Annotated in this window: 10 protein-coding genes and 1 pseudogene; 3 read left to right on the top strand and 8 right to left on the bottom strand. The window is 56.6% G+C overall.

All coding sequences use genetic code 11. The features are described 5' to 3' along the window. Positions 1-410, bottom strand: a pseudogene (locus tag ACIOU6_RS08965) (electron transfer flavoprotein subunit beta/FixA family protein); the annotation flags it as partial. Between the two features lie 551 nt (positions 411-961). Here ACIOU6_RS08965 and ACIOU6_RS08970 point away from each other — a divergent pair. Beyond that, positions 962-2,626 carry an electron transfer flavoprotein-ubiquinone oxidoreductase gene (locus ACIOU6_RS08970; protein ID WP_401135518.1) on the top strand — a complete coding sequence of 555 codons (1,665 nt, stop codon included), beginning with the start codon at positions 962-964 and terminating at the stop codon, positions 2,624-2,626. 177 nt (positions 2,627-2,803) lie between these two features. Here the strand turns inward: ACIOU6_RS08970 and ACIOU6_RS08975 are convergent, their stop codons facing one another. Further along, complete coding sequence (locus ACIOU6_RS08975; protein WP_401135520.1) at positions 2,804-3,694, bottom strand: AraC family transcriptional regulator N-terminal domain-containing protein; 891 nt, start codon at positions 3,692-3,694, stop codon at positions 2,804-2,806. Between the two features lie 190 nt (positions 3,695-3,884). On the opposite strand from ACIOU6_RS08975, the gene ACIOU6_RS08980 reads away from it, so the two are divergent. Further along, positions 3,885-4,937 (top strand): NAD(P)-dependent alcohol dehydrogenase, encoded by a 1,053-nt coding sequence (locus ACIOU6_RS08980; RefSeq protein WP_221729301.1) that lies wholly within the window; start codon positions 3,885-3,887, stop codon positions 4,935-4,937. On the opposite strand, the gene ACIOU6_RS08985 is transcribed toward ACIOU6_RS08980, so the two are convergent. The 6 genes from ACIOU6_RS08985 to ACIOU6_RS09010 all read right to left on the bottom strand — a co-directional run bounded on the left by ACIOU6_RS08985 (position 4,934) and on the right by ACIOU6_RS09010 (position 11,395). Next, the gene (locus ACIOU6_RS08985; RefSeq protein WP_221729302.1) at positions 4,934-5,737 is read right to left on the bottom strand and encodes an IclR family transcriptional regulator; all 804 of its coding nucleotides are present in this window, start codon (positions 5,735-5,737) and stop codon (positions 4,934-4,936) included. The two genes, ACIOU6_RS08980 and ACIOU6_RS08985, sit on opposite strands and share 4 nt — an antisense overlap. Positions 5,738-5,797: 60 nt before the next feature. After that, a complete protein-coding gene (locus ACIOU6_RS08990; RefSeq protein WP_401135523.1) occupies positions 5,798-7,108 on the bottom strand; it encodes an MFS transporter in 1,311 nt (436 codons plus the stop codon). 163 nt (positions 7,109-7,271) lie between these two features. Continuing rightward, the gene (dgoD, locus tag ACIOU6_RS08995; RefSeq protein ID WP_008085519.1) at positions 7,272-8,420 is read right to left on the bottom strand and encodes a galactonate dehydratase; all 1,149 of its coding nucleotides are present in this window, start codon (positions 8,418-8,420) and stop codon (positions 7,272-7,274) included. Between the two features lie 34 nt (positions 8,421-8,454). Then, on the bottom strand, positions 8,455-9,075 hold the full coding sequence (locus ACIOU6_RS09000) for a 2-dehydro-3-deoxy-6-phosphogalactonate aldolase (RefSeq protein ID WP_401135525.1): 621 nt from the start codon (positions 9,073-9,075) through the stop codon (positions 8,455-8,457). Positions 9,076-9,094: 19 nt separating this feature from the next. Further along, positions 9,095-10,084, bottom strand: a complete 990-nt coding sequence (locus ACIOU6_RS09005; protein WP_401135527.1) for a 2-dehydro-3-deoxygalactonokinase — start codon at positions 10,082-10,084, stop codon at positions 9,095-9,097. A 714-nt stretch (positions 10,085-10,798) separates the two neighbouring features. Continuing rightward, positions 10,799-11,395, bottom strand: coding sequence for a TetR/AcrR family transcriptional regulator (locus ACIOU6_RS09010; RefSeq protein WP_221729306.1), 597 nt, complete (start codon positions 11,393-11,395; stop codon positions 10,799-10,801). Positions 11,396-12,004: 609 nt separating this feature from the next. Between ACIOU6_RS09010 and ACIOU6_RS09015 the strand changes: the two genes are divergently transcribed. Continuing rightward, complete coding sequence (locus ACIOU6_RS09015) at positions 12,005-13,018, top strand: SDR family oxidoreductase (protein WP_401135530.1); 1,014 nt, start codon at positions 12,005-12,007, stop codon at positions 13,016-13,018. Positions 13,019-13,064: the final 46 nt, after the last annotated feature.

Raw genomic sequence — 13,064 nt, forward strand, 5'->3', positions numbered from 1 at the left:
TAGCCGCTCAGTGCCGCGAGCATCTGGCCGGTCTGGTTGTTGTCGCTGTCGATGGCCTGTTTGCCCAGGATCACCAGTTGAGGCTGTTCCTTGTCAACCACGGCCTTGAGCAGCTTGGCCACGGCGAGGGAGGTCAGATCTTCAGCGGATTCGACGAGGATGGCACGGTCAGCACCCAGAGCCAACGCAGTGCGCAGTTGCTCTTGAGCGGTGGTCGGGCCGATGGAGACGACGACGATTTCAGTCGCAACACCTTTCTCTTTCAGGCGTACGGCTTCTTCCACTGCGATTTCGCAGAACGGGTTCATCGACATCTTGACGTTGGCGAGGTCTACGCCGGAATTGTCCGCCTTGACGCGAACCTTGACGTTGTAATCCACAACGCGTTTGACAGCTACAAGAACCTTCATGGATTCCTCGTTACTCTCCGGTGAAAAGAAAGTCGCCTAGGCGAACCTGGCGGTTGATGCTCATCGGGCTAAAAGGGCACCTCTAAAAACGCCGGCTTGTGTCGGGGTGATTTCACGAAGTGGAGTGCGATGACCGTTCGTCAGTGGTGACCGATAAGTCATTGATCTTCACGCTGTGTAAACTGCGCGCCAGACCTGCGCTGCGCATCACCTTGTATTGCCTACGCCCTGTCTTTAGAGGTGCTCTTGAAACCGCCAGTCTGCCTACGGCGAGCGCAAAACCGCCCGTATATTGACCGGAACGCCTATTCCGGTCAATACGGCAAAATGGTCACTCATAAGCCGCGCTTCTTTGATTTCTCTGGGCTGGAGCCAATTCAAACAAACGTTTGTATTGGACGCTCGGAGTGGTGTAGATATAATGCGCCCCCTAGAGAGAAAGGTGGGTTTTCCAATATTCCCTTTGACGTTAACGTAAAGGCAATAGCGGATGCGACATCGAACCTCCAAATTAGAAAAAAAACTGTTGAGCCTTGAGTAGGAGATAGCCTGTGGAACGCGAATACATGGAATTCGACGTGGTCATCGTCGGTGCCGGCCCCGCTGGCCTGTCCGCCGCCTGCCGTCTGAAGCAGAAGGCCGCCGAAGCCGGTAAGGAAATCAGCGTCTGCGTGGTCGAAAAAGGCTCTGAAGTCGGCGCACACATCCTTTCCGGTGCCGTATTCGAACCCCGCGCTCTGAACGAATTGTTCCCGGACTGGAAAGAACTCGGCGCCCCGCTGCACACGCCGGTTACCCGCGATGACATTTTCGTGCTGAAAAACGCCGAAAGCGCGCAAAAAATCCCCGACTTCTTTGTGCCCAAGACCATGCACAACGAAGGCAACTATATTATTTCCCTCGGCAACCTGTGCCGTTGGCTGGCTCAGCAGGCCGAGAACCTGGGCGTGGAAATCTACCCGGGCTTCGCGGCTCAGGAAGCGCTGATCGACGAGCAAGGCGTGGTCCGCGGGATCATCACCGGTGATCTGGGCGTTGACCGCGAAGGCAATCCGAAAGAAGGCCTGTACACCCCGGGTATGGAGCTGCGTGGCAAATACACGCTGTTCGCCGAAGGTTGCCGTGGCCACATCGGCAAGCAACTGATCAAACGCTACAACCTTGACAGCGATGCTGACGCCCAGCACTACGGCATCGGCCTCAAAGAAATCTGGGAAATCGATCCGGCCAAACATCAGCCAGGCCTGGTGGTACACACCGCTGGTTGGCCGCTGGACATCATGGGCACCGAGAACACCGGCGGCTCGTTCCTTTATCACCTGGAAAACAACCAGGTTGTAGTCGGTCTGATCGTCGACCTGTCCTACAGCAACACCTACCTGTCGCCGTTCGACGAGTTCCAGCGTCTCAAGCATCACCCGGTGCTGGCTCAGTACCTGGAAGGCGGCAAGCGCATCAGCTACGGCGCTCGCGCCATTTGCAAGGGCGGCTTGAATTCGCTGCCGAAAATGGTCTTCAAGGGCGGCGCGCTGATCGGCTGCGACCTCGGCACCCTGAACTTCGCCAAGATCAAGGGCAGCCACACCGCGATGAAGTCCGGCATGCTCGCCGCCGAATCGGTGGCCGACGCGCTGTTCGCCGAGAAGGATGGCACCGAAGAGCTGACCACTTACGTCGACGCGTTCAAGAAGAGCTGGCTGTACGACGAACTGTTCGCCAGCCGTAACTTCGGCCCGGCGATTCACAAGTTCGGCGCCATTGTCGGCGGTGGTTTCAACTGGCTGGATCAGAACATCTTCGGCGGCAAACTGCCGTTTACTCTGCACGACACCAAGCCGGACTACGCCTGCCTCAAGCTCGCCGCCGACTGCAAGAAGATCGACTACCCGAAACCCGACGGCAAACTCAGCTTCGACAAACTCAGTTCGGTGTTCATCTCCGGTACCAACCACGAAGAAGAACAGCCGTGCCACCTGAAGCTGACCGACCCGAGCATCCCGATCAGCAAAAACCTGCCGTTGTACGACGAACCGGCGCAGCGCTACTGCCCGGCCGGCGTATACGAAGTGATCACCAAGGAAGACGGCGAGAAACGCTTCCAGATCAACGCCCAGAACTGCGTGCACTGCAAGACCTGTGACATCAAGGACCCTGCGCAAAACATCACCTGGGTCACGCCGGAAGGCGCTGGCGGCCCGACTTACCCGAATATGTAAGCCGAACCGCTGAACATCGAGGCTCCCGAAATGGGGGCCTTTTTGTTACCCGCAATATTTGCATCACCACGAAACCCATGTGGGGCTTGCTCGCGAAGGCGTCGTGCCAGGCAACCTATCTGTCAACTGACACACCGCATTCGCGAGCAAGCGCGCTCCCACAGGGACTGTGGCAACTCAGGCTGAGCGCTCGTCGCCGGGGTTGCGCTCGAAGTAACGTTTGTACTCGCGACTGAACTGCGAAGTACTCTGATACCCCACCCGATGCGCGACCTGCGCCACACCCAAGCCTTCAGCCACCAGCAACGTCTGCGCCTTGAGCAACCGCAAGCGCTTGAGATACTGCACCGGCGACAACAACGTGCTGCGTTTGAAGTGTTCGTGAAACGTCGAAACGCTCATGTTCGCGCAACTGGCCAGCGTCTCGACATTCAACGGCTCCGTGTAATGCGCATGCAGATGGCTGATCGACGCCGCCACCCTCGCAAACTGCCCCTGCTGCTCGACCAACGCCCGCAACACATCGGCCTGCGGCCCGCGCAATGCGACGAACAACAATTCACGCACCCGTGCCGGCCCGAGAATCTGGCATTCCAGCGGATCGTGCAGACAGCTCAGCAGCCGTTCGACACAACCGCGCATACCATCGTCGAGCACCACCGAAGTCATCGACTCTGGCGTCTGCGCCGGAATATGCCGCCCCGGCGCGAGTCCCATCGCCAGCACCAACTCGCCAAGCAACACCCGATCAATCGCCACCGACACCCCTAGCAACGGCGCATCCGGCAAGGCAAAGGTTTCACATTCAAAAGGCACCGGCAGCGCCTGAATCAAATAATGCCCCGCACCGTATTCCATTGTCCGAGGCCCAAGGAACGCCAGTTTGCTGCCCTGGGCGATGATCATCAGGCTCGGCTCATAAATGTGCGGGCCACGGGCGACGTCGCAACTGGCGCGCAACACCCGCACGCCCGGCAGCCCGGTCTGGGAATAACCGTCGCGCAGTGCCAGCGGTTCAATCAGCGAAACCAGCCTGGCATTGGCATCAAGGTGACGGGTCAATTGCATCGAAAGTGTCTTCACAAAATTCATGGAAAAAGGGATGAAAGCATCATCGCAGATCCTTTTGCCTATGCGACCGATCAAACCTGCATGCCGGAGGATTAGGCATGAGACCCGGAGGAATCGTCATGGCCGGACCGGCGGACGGCGCCCAAAATGCGCCGCCTCACCTGTCACTGCTTTTGCGAGGTTCCACATGTACACCGCCATCGGCTATGCGGCCCAATCGGCCACCACCCCCCTCGCCCCGATGAAGTTCGAACGTCGCAGCCCACGGGCCGACGATGTCGCCATCGAAATCCTTTACTGCGGCGTCTGCCACTCCGACATTCACCAGGCACGCAACGAATGGGGCATTGCTGTTTACCCGTTGATGCCCGGCCACGAGATCGTCGGAAAAGTCACCGCCATCGGTACGAATGTCACCAAGCATAAAGTGGGCGACCTGGTCGGCGTTGGCTGCATGGTCGACTCCTGTCGCACCTGCGAAGCCTGCCAATCGAACCTTGAGCAATACTGCCTCGAAGGCCCGACCATGACTTACGCCACCCCGGATCGGGTCGACGGCAGCAACACCATGGGCGGTTATTCGGACAGCATCGTCGTCAGCGAACACTTCGTGGTCCGCATTCCGGAAAAACTGGCATTGGCCAGCGCCGCACCGATCCTATGCGCCGGCATCACCACGTACTCGCCGCTCAAGCACTACGGCGTCAAGGCTGGCGACAAGGTCGGGATTCTCGGCATGGGCGGCTTGGGCCACATGGGCATCAAGTTCGCCAAAGCCATGGGCGCTGAAGTGACCTTGTTCACCCGTTCGGCGAGCAAGGCTGAAGAAGGCCGTCGTCAGGGCGCCGATCATGTGATCGTCTCCACCGACGCCGAGCAGATGAAAGCCGCCGCCGGTTACTTCGACTTCCTGCTCGACACCATTCCGGTGCAACACGACCTGAACCCGTACCTCGACACCTTGCGTTTTGATGGCGTACACATTCTGGTCGGTCTGATCGAGCCCGTTGATCCACCGGTACACGCCGCCAAACTGGTATTGGGTCGTCGCGTACTGGCCGGTTCCTTGATCGGCGGCGTCGCCGAAACCCAGGAAGTGCTGGATTTCTGCGCCGAGCACAACATCACCTGCGACATCGAAATGCTCGACATCCGCCAGATCAACGAGGCCTACGCCCGGATGATCGCTGGTGACGTGAAATACCGTTTCGTGATCGACATGGCAACGCTCAAAGTTTAAATCTTAAGCCCAAGCTCTGCCGACAACCGGGCTGTGACCCCTTTGATCAGGGGAATCAGCTCGGCCATTTTTTCCAACGGCATGTACGGCACGGTGCTGGCAATGCTGATTGCCGCGACGATACGTTTGCTTGCATCGCGGATCGGCGCCGCCACGCAACGGATCGACGGTTCGTTGTCTTCCAGATCGAACGCGTAGCCACCGGCGACGTATTCGGCCATTCGCTGCTCAAGCTGTTCCCACGATTGCTGGGGATGCTGCGGCCAGAACTGACTTTTCCCACCCGCCGGCAGGCTGATGTCGTACAGGCGCTGCCAATCCTGCGGCGAATCATCGAGCATCAAGGCCTTACCGATCCCGGTGCGCGCCAACGGCATTCGATGGCCGACCCGCGAACGCATTTCCGGGCCATTGCGCCCCGGATTCTTCAGCAGATACAGCACTTCATCGCCTTCACGAATCCCCAGGTGAACGGTATCCCCCGTCAGCGCCGACAACTCGTCCAGATACGTCCCGGCCAGACTCACCAGCGGCAACTCTTCGCGCGCCTGAAACCCCAGCTCAATCAGCTTCGGCCCGAGCAAATACCCGACCTGCGGCACCACGCGCAGATAACGCTCGTCGACCAGACAACTGGCCAGTCGATGGGTGGTGCTGCGCGTCGTACCGATCAGCCGCGCGATCTCCTTGAGATCGCGGGCGCCACTGGCCACAGCCTGCACCACACCCAAGCCGCGCAGCAGCGTTTGCGTGCCGGTGGGCGCGGCGTCCTTGGTTTTTTCCGGGGCGTCTTCCTGCATATCCAGCCTTTACCGTTGAGCGAGGGAACGGGCGGCATTATGGTCGCCCGATGCTGACCACTACAACTTGATACGTTCGACCTTGCCCACCAGCAGCACGTAGGACAAAGCGCCGATCAACGCGAGAACCGCGATATAGGTGATCGCCGGGGCAAACGAGTCGCCACTGGCGAGGAACCCGATCACGATCGGCGTGGCAATCGCTGACAGGTTGCCGATGAAATTGAACACCCCACCGGTGAGGCCGAGCAGCCGCGCCGGCGCGAGGGTCGACACCAGCGACCAGGTGATTGATGCCAGGCCGTTGCCAAAAAACGCCAGCGCCAGGAAGGCAATCACCAGCGGCGTCGATTCAACGAAGTTGGCACCGATGATCGAAGTGGAAATCAACAACCCGCCGATGATCGGCAACTTGCGCGCAAACCCTACGGTGTAACCGCGACGAATCAGGAAATCGGAAAAGAACCCTGAACACAGCACGCCAATGAACGCCGCGAGAAACGGCAGCGACGCCAACAGGCCGGACTTGATGAAGTCCATGCCGCGATATTTCACCAGATAAGTCGGGAACCACGTCAGGAAGAACCACAGCGTCGAGTTCAGGCAGAACTGACCGAGGTAGATGCCCCACAACTTGCGCTGGCTGAGAACGATGCCTAGATCTGTCCAACTGAATTTGGCTTTGACCTTGGCAGTCTCGGACTGGATATCCACCAACCCGCCGCCCTCACGAATCAGATCGATTTCTGCCTCATTGACGCCTTTGAAGTCGCGAGGTTCGCGATACACCGCGTACCAGATCGCCGCCCAGATGATGCCCACTGCACCGGTCGCGACGAACACCATGTGCCAGCCGAACTCGTGTTGCAGCCAGGCCAGGACCGGGGTAAGAAAGGCCAACCCAACGAACTGACCGGAGGTATAGAAACCAATCGCCGTGGCGCGCTCGCGCTCAGGAAACCAGGTGGTGACCACGCGGCTATTGATCGGATAGGCCGGCGCCTCCAGCGCGCCGACCGCCATGCGCAGGACGAACAGCGCAATGAAACTGGCGGCGAAGCCAAGCATCACCGTGGCCACCGACCACAGCAGCAGCGCGACGCTGTACAGGATGCGCGGCGGCACCCGATCCACCAGCCAGCCGCCGGGGATCTGCATGGCGGCGTAGGTCCAGCCGAACGCGGAGAAAATCAGGCCGACGTGAATCGGGTCGATGCCCAGCTCAGTGGTCAGCGCCGGCGCGGCAATCGACAGGTTGCTGCGGTCGAGGTAGTTGATCACCACGGTGATGAACAGCAACACCATGATGAAAAATCGCTTACGGCTAGGCGCGACTAAAGACGCCTGCCCGGTGAGGGTTTGCGGTTGCATGGGGGTGCCTCTTGTTATGTTTATTGAGGTCGTTGAATGCAGATACCCCATCCATGGAGATCTAAATGGTGGGAGCGGGCTTGCTCGCGAATGGGATGTGTCATCTGCAGCAATATCGACTGCAAGCCCTCTCCCACAGGGGGACATCAGTGATGTCGGTGACTCACCACTCGGCAAAACTGCCATCGGCATGGCGCCAGATCGGGTTACGCCAGCGGTGGCCGACGGCCGCACGCTCGATCACGTATTCCTCGTTGATCTCGATCCCCAAGCCCGGCCCGTTCGGGATCTTCACGAAGCCTTTGTCGTAATCGAATACCCGCGGATCTTTCACGTAATCGAGCAAATCGTTGCTCTCGTTGTAATGGATGCCCAGGCTCTGCTCCTGGATAAACGCGTTGTAACAAACCGCGTCCAGTTGCAAACACGCCGCCAGCGCAATCGGCCCCAACGGGCAATGCAGCGCCAATGCCACGTCGTAGGCTTCGGCCATGTTGGCGATCTTGCGGGTTTCAGTGATGCCGCCCGCGTGGGAAGCATCCGGCTGGATGATGTCGACGTAACCTTCGCTCAACACCCGTTTAAAATCCCACCGCGAGAACAGTCGCTCACCGAGGGCAATCGGCGTGCTGGTCAGCGGCGCCAGTTCTTTCAACGCTTCGTAGTTTTCGCTGAGCACAGGCTCCTCGATAAACATCAGTTTGTACGGATCGAGTTCCTTCATCAGCACCTTGGCCATGGGCTTGTGTACCCGGCCATGGAAGTCGACACCGATGCCGACGTTCGGCCCGACCGCATCACGCACGGCGGCGACGTTGGCCAACGCGAGGTCGACTTTTTCAAAGGTATCGAGAAATTGCAGCTCTTCGGTGCCGTTCATTTTTACCGCGGTAAACCCACGACTGACGGCCTCTTTCGCGGCGCGTGCTGTATCGGCCGGACGGTCGCCACCGATCCACGAATACACACGGATCTTGTCGCGCACCTGGCCGCCGAGCAAATCGCTGACCGACACGCCGAGGGCCTTGCCCTTGATATCCCACAGGGCCTGGTCGATGCCGGCCAGTGCACTCATGTGGATCGCGCCGCCACGGTAAAAGCCGCCGCGATACAGCACTGTCCAGATGTCTTCGATGTTGCGTGGGTCTTTGCCGATCAGGTAGTCGGACAATTCTTCTACGGCGGCCGCCACGGTGTGTGCGCGACCTTCAACCACAGGCTCGCCCCAACCGGTCACGCCTTCGTCGGTTTCGACCTTGAGGAAACACCAGCGCGGCGGGACGATGAAGGTGGTGAGTTTGGTGATTTTCATCTTTTTGTCTCTCTTGTTGGATGCGCCAGAGTTCTTAGCGAAGGGCCTTCCAGGCAGTGACGTAGCCCGTGGCATTGACCGCCACTTGCTCCGGCGTCATGCCCGGTTTGAACAACCCGGAACCGAGGCCGAAGCCTTTCACTCCGGCGTCGATAAACGCCTGCATGTTGTCCGGGGTGATGCCCCCGACCGGTGCCAGCACCGTGCCCGCCGGCAACACCGCCAGCCAGGCTTTGACGACCGCAGGGCCCATCTGCTCGGCCGGAAACAGCTTGAGTATGTCCGCCCCCTCCTCCAGCGCCGCGAACGCTTCGGTCGGTGTGGCCACACCCGGCGACAGGTACAGCCCCGCCGCTTTCGCTGCACGCAGTACCTTGGCATCGCTGTGCGGCATGACGATCACCTGGCCGCCCGCCTCTTTCACCAAGTTGACCTGTTCCGGCGTCAACACCGTACCGGCACCAATCAGGCAATCGGCGGGCAAGGTCCTGCGCAGGATGCGAATACTTTCGTACGGTGACGGGGAATTAAGCGGTACTTCAATGACGCGAAATCCGGCTGCATACAGGACTTCTCCGACAGCGGCGGCTTCCTGCGGATGCAGGCCACGCAGGATCGCGATCAGACCGTTTTGTGCCAATGCTTGCTTGAGCATGTCAGGCCTCCAGTCAGGGTTAACGGGATGGGGAATCAATCAGTCCGGCGGCCAGCGCCAATTGCCACAAACCACGCTCGGTGGCCTGTTCGGCCAGCGTGACCTTAGCGAAACCGCAGGCATCGAGAGCGCGGCTATAGCGCACGCAGAGTGGCGCGTTGCCGATGAGGATGATCGAAGGAAGATTCGGGTTGTTGCGGCGACGCCGTTGCACTGAGGCGAGCGCCGCCAACTCATGACCGATCATCAGGCCAGACAGATAATCCGCTTGGGCCGTCGGGCTCAGTTCACCGGTCAGCCCCAAGGTACGGGCGCTAAACAACGTCGAGAGCACGCCGAGTTCACCGTCCGCCGACAGCGCAACCTGTATGCCCCGGTCAAACGCCTGACCATCGAACGCCGCACCTTGCTGTTGGGTACGGCCGAGGATGCTGTGATCACTGAGCACAGCGAATACTTCGCCGGTCATGAAGGTGTCGAAATGCGTGATGCAGCCATCGACCACCTCCACCCATTTCGAGTGACTGCCCGGCAGGCCGATCAACAACTCATCGCCCGCCTCGACCGGCAGATTTTGCAGAATGCCGAGAACTTGCGTCTCTTCGCCGCGCATCACATTCGGCAGACGCGAACGCTGAATCACGCCTGGCACGATATGCACTCGCGTGCCGCGAAGACTGACAACTGTTTGTAGGGATTTTCCGAGATTGGCGACGTTCGCCGGCGTCTCGCAGTAGGCCGCTTCGCGCCAGCCCTGCGCGCTACCGACCATACCGCAAGCGATCACCGGCAGATCCGGCTGCGCATTGAGCCAGTCGCCACACGCCTCATCGAAGGCCAGTTCAAAACCATCGGCACATTCGCGCCCGTTGATGACTCGCGGAGTCTTCGGCAGTTGCATGATCCCGGACGACAGCGAGCGCTGCTCCAGCACCACACCGCCCGCCGCGAGTTTGTAAGCACGTAATGAGGTCGTCCCCCAATCGAGCGCGATCAATTGCGCCAGCATCGCTTCACCTGTTTTGTTTTTGGCAGTGAGTGCGATGGACTATAAACCTTGGCGCAGGAAAATCTCAATATATAAATATCAATCCCATATTGTGGGATTGGAAGGCGCGACAAATATTTCTTTTCTAAGTCTTTAACATGCCGATCCGCTTCCACGCGGTCACCGCGCACGAGACATGTTCAAGGAAGAAATTTGTACAAGTAGGCGTTCATTCTGATTTTGCATGCGATTAAATTTCGACCCGCAAATTCAGCGCTTAAATCCTTGCTATTCATTAGCGTTTCACTCGATGAGCCCTTCACTCTATAAAACATGAGGCCTGCTTTAAAGGCTACCCCGTTGGCAGGCTTCACGGACTCAATCACCCGCTCACCATATTCATTCAGATTCCTGATACCTGGCGATTAATGGATACACCACTTGATTAGCGGCATGACCTATGAAGTGCTGATTTAATAATTGAAAGGGCCGAAAGAGATGAACATTCAGAATATGACCCGCACCTGGCTCGAGACTTTCATGGCTTTTTCGCGGAACGTTCCAGCACACATTTAAACTATAAAACGGCAACGTACCAGCACCATCGACAGGGCTTGCCAGTTTGCAAAAATAGCAACTGAACGTTATCGAAGCACAGAAAAAAACACTCATACCTGCCCGAGATCTGAGCCTCGGACATGTAAATAATGTATACGCATGAGACTGGCAAATATCCTACAAGGGCTCTGCAGTCTGGATAAGCGAGTTCAATACCAATTTTATTTCTGAAGCTGGATCTTTATGACCTTGCAGTATCAACCCTTCCGACAGAGCGGTGAACGTCTTTGCAAGATTGGCGCACTCCAACGGAGGCTTCTTGCCGGCATGACCGAATATAATCGCGATCAACTTGCCCAACGCCTCACTATTCTCCTGATGCAGAGCGTAGTAATGCGCTGAAAATTCCTCATCGCGCAAAGCAATCAGTTGTAACTCCGCATCCAAAATGGCACAACTGGCATTATTTTTAAGCGTATCGATGTAAGAATTTAATCCATGCACCAATTCTTCTGATGAATATCCAGCAGCCAATGTGACACCCAACCGATCGATCTCAACCCGCTTGAACCTCTGGGTTAATTGCAGAAGCAAGTCTGACTTGCTTGTAAAGTTTGAAAAAAAAGCCCCCTTTGAAAAGCCGGCCTCCTCAGATATAGCATTGACACTCGCGGCATGAAAGCCTTTCCTAACCATCAGATCAGTGGCGGTATCGAACAACTTATCCCTCGTTACTTGCTGGCTTTCTTCACGACCCATTCTCTTCTTAATCACACCTTCGGCTCCTCTGGCCAAACAAAAAACCATTTGTAACTAAATGTAATGAACTTGCTGTTCACTGAAAATACGAATTTAACGACTATACCTTATACCAGAGCACCTTAATCAATTTACATTTAAGCTTTTAAAATGTGCCCTGTAAATGCCATGCATGGAAGCGGAGGCGGCGAGATGCACTGCATCGACATGCAGCCCCAACAGTGCAAGCGCTAGCAACTCATAGAGAGGTGGCAACTGCAGCACGCTCAGGCACTTCGGTATCCAGCCTGACGCGTGGCCCACCCAATCGAATCATCAAGGTTGTCTTGTGGCTCACCCCAAAGGAACGCGGCGAGCGGCAAAAAATTTCTTTCAATGACCTTAATTCTCCCCAATCAGGTGAAATATCCACTGTCAATAAACCTATAAGGTACTGATTTTATTATATTTAAATCCGCCTCAACGACCTCCCACCTTATAATCAAAACGAAATACCGCTTGATTTTCAGATACCGAATGGTTTTTACTTGCGCCGTTGGTTCAGCCAACACCTGATCAGAGCATCGAGACCCGTGACATCAATCTCAATGCAGCAGCAGGTTACCCCACAGGAGCTGGATTTTAATGGAATATGCCTTTGTTACAGGCGCTACTGGCCTGCTCGGTAATAATTTGGTTCATGCGCTTTTAAAGCGAAACATCAAAGTAAAAGCGCTGGTTCGTTCCGTAGAGAAAGCCAGGAAGCAGTTCGGCAGTCTGCCTGTCGAATTGGTCGAAGGCGATATGCTCAATGTCGACGCCTTCAGCCATGCCCTACAAGGCTGTGATGCCTTGTTTCATACCGCGGCCTACTTCCGCGACAGTTATAAAGGTGGAAAACACTGGCAGAAACTGTATGACACCAACGTCACCGGGACCGAGCAATTATTGCAAGCCGCCTACGCCGCCGGCATTCGTCGTGCAGTCCATACTTCATCCATTGCCGTATTGAAGGGCAACAAAGATGAAGTGATCGATGAGACGATGTCTCGCAGTGAATCGGAAGCTGATGATTACTACTTGAGCAAAATACTGTCCGAGCAAAAAGTCCAGGCGTTCTTGTTACAACACCCGGACATGTTTATCGCGATGGTATTACCGGGCTGGATGTTTGGCCCCGGGGATATCGGCCCGACCTCATCAGGACAGTTCCTGCTCGATTTTGTCGGAATGAAATTGCCTGGTGTGCTGCCTGGCAGTTTTTCCGTAGTCGACGCCCGGGATGTGGCGGAACATCAACTCGCGGCCATCACACGCGGCCGATCCGGAGAACGTTATCTGGCAGCCGGCAATCATATGAACATGAAAAGCATTTTCCAGGCACTCTCCAGTGTCAGTGGCGTAAAAGCGCCGGAACGAAAAATCCCACTGTTCATGCTGCGAATAATTGCCTTGATGTATGAAGGTTATTACCGAGTGACGAAAAAACCGGTGCTCATCAGCACTTCCACCGTAAAACTCATGGAGCAAGAGCAAGGGCGCACTCATTTCAGCCATAACAAAAGCCTGAAAGAGTTGGAATGCAAGTTTCGCCCCATAAGTGAAACACTGACCGACACCCTGGACTGGTATCGAAAAAACAACTACACAAATGCATAACTGAAACACTTTATCTATAGCCTGCCTCTGTATTACTTTTTTTGTC

This window comes from Pseudomonas sp. NPDC087615 (assembly GCF_044743445.1).
Lineage (GTDB): Bacteria > Pseudomonadota > Gammaproteobacteria > Pseudomonadales > Pseudomonadaceae > Aquipseudomonas > Aquipseudomonas baetica_A.